The sequence below is a fragment of the Novosphingobium sp. genome (genome assembly GCF_041915465.1).
In the GTDB taxonomy this organism is placed as follows: Bacteria; Pseudomonadota; Alphaproteobacteria; order Sphingomonadales; family Sphingomonadaceae; genus Novosphingobium.
Genome location: NZ_JAYSBK010000025.1, coordinates 24,541 through 34,734 on the forward strand (window position 1 = coordinate 24,541; position 10,194 = coordinate 34,734).

The 10,194-nt window shown below is 64.0% G+C and carries 7 protein-coding genes; 5 read left to right on the forward strand and 2 right to left on the reverse strand.

Annotated elements, in window-relative coordinates; translation table 11 throughout:
- Positions 1-102: 102 nt before the first annotated feature.
- Together carB and carA are read right to left on the reverse strand one after the other, a co-directional pair.
- Positions 103-3,429 (reverse strand): carbamoyl-phosphate synthase large subunit, encoded by a 3,327-nt coding sequence (carB, locus tag ACE3SN_RS06590; protein WP_374528621.1) that lies wholly within the window; start codon positions 3,427-3,429, stop codon positions 103-105.
- Positions 3,429-4,595, reverse strand: coding sequence for a glutamine-hydrolyzing carbamoyl-phosphate synthase small subunit (gene carA / locus ACE3SN_RS06595; protein ID WP_374528622.1), 1,167 nt, complete (start codon positions 4,593-4,595; stop codon positions 3,429-3,431). Before carA ends, carB begins: the two co-directional genes overlap by 1 nt.
- Positions 4,596-4,750: 155 nt before the next feature.
- Here carA and ACE3SN_RS06600 point away from each other — a divergent pair, with 155 nt between their 5' ends.
- From ACE3SN_RS06600 to ACE3SN_RS06620, 5 genes are all read left to right on the forward strand, one after another.
- Positions 4,751-5,203: a GatB/YqeY domain-containing protein gene (locus ACE3SN_RS06600; RefSeq protein WP_374528623.1), complete on the forward strand. Its 453-nt coding sequence runs from the start codon at positions 4,751-4,753 to the stop codon at positions 5,201-5,203.
- A 12-nt stretch (positions 5,204-5,215) separates the two neighbouring features.
- On the forward strand, positions 5,216-7,066 hold the full coding sequence (gene dnaG, locus ACE3SN_RS06605) for a DNA primase (protein ID WP_374528624.1): 1,851 nt from the start codon (positions 5,216-5,218) through the stop codon (positions 7,064-7,066).
- Positions 7,067-7,097: 31 nt separating this feature from the next.
- A complete protein-coding gene (gene rpoD, locus ACE3SN_RS06610) occupies positions 7,098-9,116 on the forward strand; it encodes an RNA polymerase sigma factor RpoD (protein WP_374528625.1) in 2,019 nt (672 codons plus the stop codon).
- Positions 9,117-9,125: 9 nt separating this feature from the next.
- On the forward strand, positions 9,126-9,725 hold the full coding sequence (locus tag ACE3SN_RS06615; RefSeq protein WP_374528626.1) for a hypothetical protein: 600 nt from the start codon (positions 9,126-9,128) through the stop codon (positions 9,723-9,725).
- Between the two features lie 9 nt (positions 9,726-9,734).
- Positions 9,735-10,194 (forward strand): hypothetical protein (locus ACE3SN_RS06620; protein WP_374528627.1); only part of this gene is annotated, 460 nt, incomplete at its 3' end.

Here is a 10,194-nt window from a genome sequence, read left to right on the forward strand (position 1 = left end):
ACCCTCCTGACGCTCCCCCTGACCGGCGGGACTAGTTCCCTGCCCCGCCCCCTGACGGGAGGCGGGCCAGGCCAGTCGCGATTTGGGGGGAGGCGCGATTGTTCAGTTGCTATAATAATCCTGCAATGACCGCACTTCAAGCTTCGCGCCGCGCAGCGCCGCGATAGCCTGGGCCGCGGCAACCGAAGCCGCTGCCGTGGTGTAATACGGCACCTTGCCGGTCAGCGCCGAAGCGCGGATCGATTGCGAGTCCTTGAGGCTTTGCCACCCCTCGGTGGTGTTGATGATCAGCGCCACTTCGCCGTCGATGATCTTATCGACGATATGCGGACGCCCTTCGGCCACCTTGTTGACGCGTTCTACCGGCACCCCGGCCTCGCTCAGGAAGCGCGCCGTGCCGCCGGTGGCGATCAGGGTGAAGCCCAGCTCCACCAGCTGCTTGGCCGCAGGCAGGATCACCGGCTTGTCGGTTTCCTTGACCGAGACGAACACCACGCCGCCATCGGGCAGGCGGGTGCCCGCGCCCAGCTGGCTCTTGGCGAAGGCCACGGCGAAGTTGCCGTCGATGCCCATGACTTCGCCGGTCGACTTCATTTCGGGCGACAGCACCGGATCGACGCCGGGGAAGCGGGCGAAGGGGAACACGGCTTCCTTGACGGCCATGTAGTCCAGCTCGCGCTTGAACGGCGGGAAGGTGGAGAGCTTTTCGCCCGCCATAACCCGCGCCGCGATCTTTGCGACCGGCTGGCCGATCGCCTTGGCGACGAACGGCACCGTGCGGCTGGCGCGCGGGTTCACCTCGATCAGGTAAACGTCACCGTCCTTGACCGCGAACTGGATGTTCATCAGCCCCTTCACGCCCAGCGCGAGCGCGAGGGCGTGGGCCTGACGCTCCATCTCGGCGATGATTTCGGCCGGCAGGCTGTAGGGCGGCAGGGTGCAGGCGCTATCGCCCGAGTGAATCCCGGCTTCCTCAATGTGCTGCATCACGCCCGCGACAACCACCTGATCGCCGTCGCACAGCGCATCGACGTCGCACTCGATCGCATCGCGCAGGTACTGGTCGATCAGCACCGGGCTATCGCCCGAAACCTGCACCGCGGTGGCGATGTAGTCGTCAAGCTGGGCGACGCTGTCGACGATTTCCATCGCGCGGCCACCGAGCACATAGCTCGGGCGGATCAGCACGGGGAAGCCGATGCGGTTCGCCACGGCCACGGCTTCGTCGCGGCTGCGGGCAATGCCGTTGGCGGGCTGCTTGAGGTCCAGCTTTTCGACAAGGGCCGAGAACCGCTCGCGGTCTTCGGCCAGGTCGATCGCGTCGGGCGAGGTGCCGAGGATCGGAATCCCGGCATCTTCCAGCGCCTGTGCAAGCTTCAGCGGGGTCTGCCCGCCGAACTGCACAATCACGCCGACCAGCTGGCCGTTCTGCTGTTCGACCCGCAGGATCTCCAGCACGTCCTCGGCCGTCAGCGGCTCGAAATAGAGGCGGTCGGAGGTGTCATAGTCGGTCGAAACCGTTTCCGGGTTGCAGTTGACCATGATCGTTTCATAGCCCGCCTCTTCCAGCGCGAAGCAGGCGTGGCAGCAGCAATAGTCGAACTCGATCCCCTGCCCGATCCGGTTCGGACCGCCGCCAAGGATCACGATCTTCTTGGCGTTAGAAGGGGCAGCCTCGCACTCCGGCGCGCCGAACAGCGGGCCTTCATAGGTCGAGTACATATAGGGCGTGATTGCCTCGAACTCGGCGGCGCAGCTGTCGATCCGCTTGAACACCGGATGGACGCCCAGCTTGTGGCGCAGCGCGCGCACTTCTTCCTCGCTGGTGGCGCCGGCCATCATCTTGAGCGCATCGTGGAGCAGGCCCGAGCTCCGCGCCTGGGTTTCGCCCAGCCCGCCCGCCACGTGGACGCCGCGCACCGCCAGCACCGCGAGGCGCTTGTCCGAAAAGCCCATCGCCTTGAGGCGGCGCAGCCCGGCCGCATCGGTCGGCAGGCCGTTCTCCATGATCGCCGCCTCTTCGGCGATGATCTCGGCGATGTGGCGCAGGAACCACTTGTCGTAATGGGTGATCGCGTGGACTTCATCGACGGTGAAGCCTTCGCGGAAGGCCTGGCCGACGATCAGCAGCCGGTCCGGCGTCTGGCGCGACAGCGCGGCCGTAATTTCGTCGCGGCCCGCGCCTTCAAGGTGGAGCACGCGGTTGAACCCATCGAGCCCGGTTTCAAGGCCGCGCAGGGCCTTCTGCATCGATTCCTTGAAGTTGCGGCCAATCGCCATGACCTCGCCGACCGACTTCATCGCGGTGGAGAGTAGCGGCTCGGACCCCTTGAACTTTTCGAAGGCGAAGCGCGGGATCTTGGTAACAACGTAGTCGATGCTGGGTTCGAAGCTCGCCGGGGTGGCCCCGGTGATCTCGTTGGTCAACTCGTCCAGCGTATAGCCTACCGCCAGCTTCGCCGCGACGCGCGCAATCGGGAAGCCGGTGGCCTTGGATGCCAGCGCAGAGGAACGCGACACACGCGGGTTCATCTCGATCACGATCAGCCGCCCGTCCTTCGGGTTGACTGCGAACTGCACGTTCGAACCGCCTGTTTCGACACCAATTTCCCGCAGCACGGCCAGCGAGGCCGAGCGCATGATCTGGTATTCCTTGTCGGTCAGCGTCAGCGCCGGGGCGACGGTGATCGAGTCCCCCGTGTGGACGCCCATCGGATCGACGTTCTCGATCGAGCAGATGATGATCGAATTGTCATGGCGGTCGCGCACGACCTCCATTTCGTATTCCTTCCAGCCGAGCAGCGATTCCTCGATCAGCACTTCGGTGGTCGGGCTGGCATCGAGACCGCTCTTCACGATCGCCTCGAACTCGGCCTTGTTATAGGCCACGCCGCCGCCGGTGCCGCCCAGCGTGAAGCTGGGACGGATGATCGAGGGCAGGCCCGTGCGTTCAAGCACGGCAAAGGCTTCTTCGACGGTGTGGGCGACGCCCGAGCGCGCGGATTCAAGGCCGATCTTGTCCATCGCCTCACGGAAGCGCTGGCGGTCTTCCGCCTTGTCGATCGCGTCGGCATCGGCGCCGATCATCTTAACGCCGAACTTTTCCAGCGTGCCGTCGTTGAACAGCGCCAGCGCGGTGTTGAGCGCGGTCTGCCCGCCCATGGTCGGCAGGACCGCGTCGGGGCGTTCCTTCTCGATGATCCGGGCGACGACTTCAGGCGTGATCGGCTCGACATAGGTCGCGTCGGCCATGTCCGGGTCGGTCATGATCGTGGCAGGATTGGAGTTGACGAGGACCACGCGGTAGCCCTCCTCCTTCAGCGCCTTGATCGCCTGGGTGCCGGAATAGTCGAACTCGCAAGCCTGGCCGATGATGATCGGGCCGGCGCCGATGACGAGGATCGAGGAGATGTCAGTGCGTTTGGGCATTACGCGAGGCTCTCGATGAATTTCTGGAACAGGTAGAAGCTATCCATCGGGCCGGGACTGGCTTCGGGGTGATATTGTACGCCAAAGGCCTTCTTGCCCTTGATCGCGATGCCGCAGTTCGAACCGTCGAACAGGGAAACGTGCGTTTCCTCGACATTGTCGGGCAGCGCGGAGTTATCGACCGCGAAGCCGTGGTTCATCGAGGTGATTTCGACCACGCCGTCCGCAAGGCGCTTGACCGGGTGGTTCGCGCCGCGGTGGCCCTGGTGCATCTTGGTGGTCTTGGCGCCGGCGGCGAGCGCCAGCATCTGGTGACCAAGGCAGATACCGAAGATCGGAATGTCGCGCTCCAGCAGACCTTGGATCACCGGCACGGCATATGAACCGGTCGCGGCCGGATCGCCCGGGCCGTTGGAGAGAAACACGCCGTCCGGCTCCAGCGCCAGCACGCCTTCGATCGGCGTGGTGCCGGGCACGACAGTAACCTTCGCACCGGCCTTCACCAGGTTGCGGAAGATGTTGTCCTTCGCGCCGAAATCCATCGCCACCACGTGCGGCAGCGGGGTGTGGGGCGAGCGGGCATAGCCTTTGCCGAGCGACCACACGCCACCTTCCCAGCTTTCCACCTCGTGCCGGGTGACGACGCGTGCGAGGTCCATGCCTTCAAGGCCGGGCCATTCGGCGGCGCGCTTGATCAGCGCGGGAATGTCAAACTTGCCCTGCGGATTGTGGGCAATCACCGCATTGGGCGCACCCGACAAGCGGATGCGGCGGGTCAGCGCGCGGGTATCGATCCCGGCCAGGCCGATCTTGCCCAGCTTCGCGAGCCATGCGCCAAGATCGCCTTCCGAGCGGAAGTTTGAAGGCTCTGTCACATCCTCGCGCACCACGCAGCCAACCGCGCCGTCGACGTGGCTTTCAAGGTCTTCCTCGTTCACGCCGACATTGCCGATGTGAGGGAACGTGAAAGTCACGATCTGGGCGGCATAGGAGGGATCGGTCATCACCTCTTCATAGCCGGTCATGGCGGTGTTGAAGCACACTTCGCCCACGGCCTCGCCGGTGGCGCCGAACCCTCGGCCCCAGGCGACGTGACCGTCGGCAAGCACAAGGACTCCCGTCGCACCCTGTGGTTGAGGTGCGTGCGAAGAGGCGGCGTCGGCCATGGGGAGGCGCTCCGTTGGCAGGTGTTCTGGCGATGTTGCTAAGGCTCGCCCGCTAGACCCCTCACCCCTCACCGTCAACCTATGAATCCGGGAAAATGACCGCTAGAGGGCAGCTTTCCCCAATCACGTACGAATTCACACAGGAAGAACCCGCCATGCTCCGCGATTCGATCAAGTCCGCCCAGGTTGCCGCGATGAAGGCGGGCGACAAGCAGCGCCTTGCCGCCGTCCGCCTGATCCTCGCCAAGCTCAAGGACAAGGACATCGAACTGCGCACCGCCGCTAATGTGCCCGACGACGATGTGCTGGTGGTCGACGTGCTGCAGAAGATGGCCAAGCAGCGCCGCGAATCAATCACGCTTTACGAACAGGGCGGCCGCCAGGAACTTGCCGAGGTGGAAAAGGCCGAGCTTGCCGTGATCGAGGAATTCCTCCCCCAGCAGATGGGCGAGGACGAGGTGAAGGCCGCCATCGCCACCATCATCGGCGAAGTCGGCGCGGAAGGCATGAAGGACATGGGCAAGGTCGTCGCCGCGCTGAAGGCGAAGCATGGCAGCCAGCTCGACATGGGCAAGGCCTCGGGACTCGTCAAAGCCGCGCTTGCCTGACAAGATGCGCTGATGCTCACCCCCCAATGGCTTGATGAACTGCGCGCGCGGGTCACGCTTTCCAGCGTGATCGGACGAACCACGCGGCTGACCAAGGCGGGGCACGAGTTCAAGGCGTGTTGCCCGTTCCACAACGAAAAGTCGCCCAGCTTCACGGTCAACGACCAGAAGGGCTTCTACCACTGCTTCGGCTGCGGCGCGCATGGCGACGTGATCCGCTGGATGACCGACCAGCGGGGCCTCGCGTTCATGGACGCGGTGAAGGAACTGGCGGCCGAGGCGGGAATGGAAGTCCCCGCCCCCGATCCGCGCGCCGCCCAGCGGGCCGAGCAGCAGAGCACGCTCCACGATGTGATGGCGGCGGCTCAGGCGTTCTTTGTCGAGCGGCTCGCGTCGGACGAAGGCGCGAAGGCGCGCGCCTATCTCGCCACGCGCGGGTTCGATGCGCATACGGTGCAGCGCTTCGGCTTCGGCTACGCGCCGGAAGGGCGGCAGGCGCTGAAAGAGGCGCTGAAGCAGTTTCCCGAGGCTCTCCTGATCGAGGCCGGCCTGCGCATCGCGGTGGAGGACAAGGAACCCTACGACCGGTTCAGGGGCCGCCTGATGCTGCCGATCGAGGACGCGCGCGGACGTGTCATCGCGTTTGGCGGGCGGATCCTCGATGCCGCCAAGACGGACGCGCCCAAGTACCTGAACTCGCCCGATACGCCGCTCTTCGACAAGGGCCGCACGCTCTACAACCTGCACCGCGCCGGGCCTGCCAGCCGCCAATCAGGCCGGATCGTGGTGGTCGAAGGCTATATGGATGTGATCGCGCTGGCGGCGGCGGGAATTCCCGATGCGGTTGCCCCGCTTGGCACGGCGCTGACCGAGCGGCAGATCGAGATGCTGTGGCGGCTGGTTGAAAACCCGGTGCTGTGCTTCGATGGCGACGCCGCCGGACAGCGCGCGGCAATGCGCGCCGTGACCCGCGCCCTGCCCCTGCTGCGTCCGGCGCATAGCTTGCGAATCGTCCGTCTGCCTGCGGGCATGGACCCCGACGATTTGATCAAGCGCGATGGCGCGCGGGCGATGGAAGCCCAGCTGGGCCAGCCCGCGTCGCTGCTCGACGTGTTGTGGGAGCATGAGCGTGACGTCGTGCCGCTCTCCACACCGGAGGACAAGGCCGGCCTCAAGGCGCGGCTCAATAGCCATGTCGAAACCATCGCCGATGGCGACATCAAGGCGCTCTATCGGCGCGAGCTGATGGAGCGGTTTTCCGCCTTTGCGTTCCCGCCGCGTGCGCAGCGCGAATGGCAACCGGCTGGCAGCTTCAGACCGGGCTATAAAGGCGGGCGCGGCGCGCCGCCCCCAATGGCAGACCCGGCGAATGCCGCGCGTCTGCGTCAGCACACCGGCAACCGCGATGCCCTCGCGGCGGCAGTCCTGGCCGGATTGCTGCGGTTTCCCGCTGAAATCGAGCGTCACGCCGATGCCCTCGCCCGCGCCGACCTCGCCGATCCGCGCTTTGCCGCGCTGGTCGACGCGCTCGATTCGGGCGAAGCGCTTGAAACCCCGGCACTTGCCACCATATTGTCATCGCGGGGTTTGGCAGCCCCGAGCCCCGATGAATATGCCCTGCTGCGCTTCGGCTTCCTGGCCGATGACACGCCGACCAATCAGGCCCGTGCGGACCTGGCCCAGGCGGTCGGCTTGCTGGTCGAAAGACCGGCGCTGGAAGCCGCTTTGGCCGATGCCACGGCGCGCTTTGAGCAGGACCTTTCGGACGGCGCTTATGCCGAGCAGCAACGGCTGTTGAAGAGAAAGCTGGAATTCGATGCGCGCCTGCGGCAAATGGCGAGCGCGCGAGCGGGTGGTTCATGATCGGGCTGCCCCCCAAACCGATGGCGGAAGAATGGACGACGAAGAACTGAACGGCGGCGGTAACGAAGGCGGCGACGCGCCGCTGATCGACCTCAACGAAGCCTCGATCAAGAAGCTGATTGCGCGTGCCAAGCGGCGCGGCGTCATCACCATGGACGAGCTGAACGAGGCCCTGCCGCAGGACCAGATGTCGACCGACCAGATCGAGGACATCATGTCCGCGATCAGCGAAATGGGCGTCAACATCGTCGAAAGCGACGAGGACGCGATTGATCCGGACGAGAAGGAAGTCGACGAAGTCGACGAACCGGATCCGATTGGCGAACGCCCGGACATCGTCAAGAAGAAGGAAACGGTCGAGCGCACCGACGATCCGGTACGGATGTACCTGCGCGAAATGGGCGCGGTGGAACTGCTCAGCCGCGAGGGCGAAATCGCCATCGCCAAGCGCATCGAGGCCGGCCGCGACACCATGATCCTGGGGCTGTGCGAAAGCCCGATTACCTTCCACGCGATCATCCAGTGGTCCGAAGCACTCAACGCCGGTGAAATGCAGCTGCGCGAGATCCTCGATCTTGATGCCATGCTGTCGAAGGAGCCTGCGCCCGAAAACCTTACCGAAGACGGTGAAGTCGAAGGCGACGGCGAGATCAGCGAAGCCACCGCCGGCCCTTCCTACAAGGAAGAGGAAGACATCGAGGAGGAAGAATCTGCCGACGACGAGGACGAGGACGGCATCGAACGCCGCGCCCGCCGTCCGGTCGAGGAAGAGGAGGAGGACAACACCCTCAGCCTCGCGCAGATGGAAGCCACACTGAAGCCCGGCGCGCTCGAAAAGTTCGCCGAGATCACCTCGCTGTTCCGCAAGTTCGAGAAGCTCCAGGGCGAGCGGCTCGAGGCGATGAGCCTTGGCGCCGAATTTCCTTCCGCCAAGGAAAAGACCTATCAGCAGCTGCGCGAAGACCTCACCGCGCAGGTTGAAAGCGTGCAGTTCCACGCGACCAAGATCGAATACCTGGTCGACAACCTCTATGCCTTCAATCGCCGCCTGACCGCGCTTGGCGGTCAGATGCTGCGCCTCGCCGAACGCCACAAGGTCAATCGCAAGGACTTCCTCGACAGCTATGTCGGGCACGAGCTCGACGATGGCTGGCTGGCCGCGCAGGCTGGCAAGGACAAGAAGTGGGCCGCTTTCGCCGCGAACGAGGCCGACGCGGTCGAACGCATTCGCAGCGAAGTGGCGGACATTGCCTCGGCCACCGGCATGGCGCTCAGCGAATTCCGCCGCATCGTCAACATGGTGCAAAAGGCCGAACGCGAAGCACGCATTGCCAAGAAGGAAATGGTGGAAGCCAACCTTCGCCTGGTGATCTCGATCGCCAAGAAGTACACCAACCGCGGCTTGCAGTTCCTCGACCTGATCCAGGAAGGGAACATCGGCCTGATGAAGGCGGTCGACAAGTTCGAGTACCGCCGCGGCTACAAGTTCAGCACCTATGCCACCTGGTGGATCCGGCAGGCGATCACTCGTTCGATCGCCGACCAGGCCCGCACGATCCGCATCCCGGTCCACATGATCGAGACGATCAACAAGCTGGTGCGCACCAGCCGCCAGTTCCTGCACGAGCAGGGCCGCGAGCCGACGCCGGAAGAAATGGCCGAGCGCCTGTCGATGCCGCTCGAAAAGGTCCGCAAGGTGATGAAGATCGCCAAGGAACCGATCTCACTCGAAACGCCGATCGGCGACGAGGAAGATTCGCACCTCGGCGATTTCATCGAGGACAAGAACGCGATCATCCCGGTCGACGCGGCGATCCAAGCGAACCTCAAGGAAACAGTCACCCGCGTCCTTGCCAGCCTCACCCCGCGCGAGGAACGCGTGCTGCGCATGCGCTTCGGCATCGGCATGAACACCGATCACACGCTGGAAGAAGTCGGCCAGCAGTTCTCGGTGACCCGCGAACGCATCCGCCAGATCGAAGCCAAGGCGCTGCGCAAGCTCAAGCACCCGAGCCGGTCACGCAAGATGCGCTCGTTCCTGGATCAGTAAGGGATTTTCATGCGGACAGCACTGCGCGCAGCAGCGATAGCGGTTACCTTGTCTGTGGCCGCGCCCGCTGCGGCGCAGGGCGCGGTTACCTCAGCGCCGAATTGCGCGGGTGGCCAGGTCGATCCTGATGCGCTTGCCGTGGCAAACGATATTGTCGCAATACAGTTCCCGCCTGAACAGCGCGAAGCAACCATGCGTCAGATGATGGACGCCCTGAGCCACCAGATGCAGGTTACTTGGGGCAGCGCCATCGAGGACGAAGGCCTCAGAGCGATCCTGAGCAAGGACCTCGATCAATTCGCGGACCGGATCATGCCGGTCGTGAACAAGCATATTCCAAATATAATGAACGCGATGGCCTGTGCTTATGCGCGAAATTTCGAGATCTCAGACTTACGGAACGTTCGCACCTTTGCGCAGACGGCATCCGGCGCGAAATTTCTGCAAATTGGCCCGAAGGCCATTGCAGATCCTTCGGTAGCAGCCGCAAACCAGGCATATTTTTCGGAAGTTCAAACCTATTTCACCGAATATATGGACAAGGTGAAGGTGGATGTTTCCGATTACTATGCCAGCAAGAGTAAGAAATCGAAGAAGCCGAGCAAATAGTTGAGGCAGATGCGCATTCTGGCAATCTTCGGCATGGCTGCCGCCACATTTGCCGCCCCGTTGGTGGCCGAAAGCGCCGCCTTGCCCGACCTGCACTTTGGCAGGGAAAAGTGGCACCTCTCGCTGAGCCTCCCCGGCCTCAAGCCCGCGCAGGCGGACAAGGCCAATCCCGATCGCCAGTCGTTCTATTTCATGAGCGAGGATCGCTCGGTGATCGTCTCGGTGATCGTCGTAAACGCCCAAGCCCCCGCCACGATGGCGAGCTGCAAGCGTGTGTTCGAACAGCGCGCCAAGGCGCCGTTCATCACCAAGGTGGAGATCAAGGCAGGCAAGCGCGGCGAAGCGGCGCTTCAGGAATATACCGTCAACCTTGCGCCCGATGGCAGCAAGGTGCAGCGCCACATCCACACCTGCCGGGTCAAGGGCAACTATTACATCGACGTCCACGCCTCGAAGTCGCTCTACACCC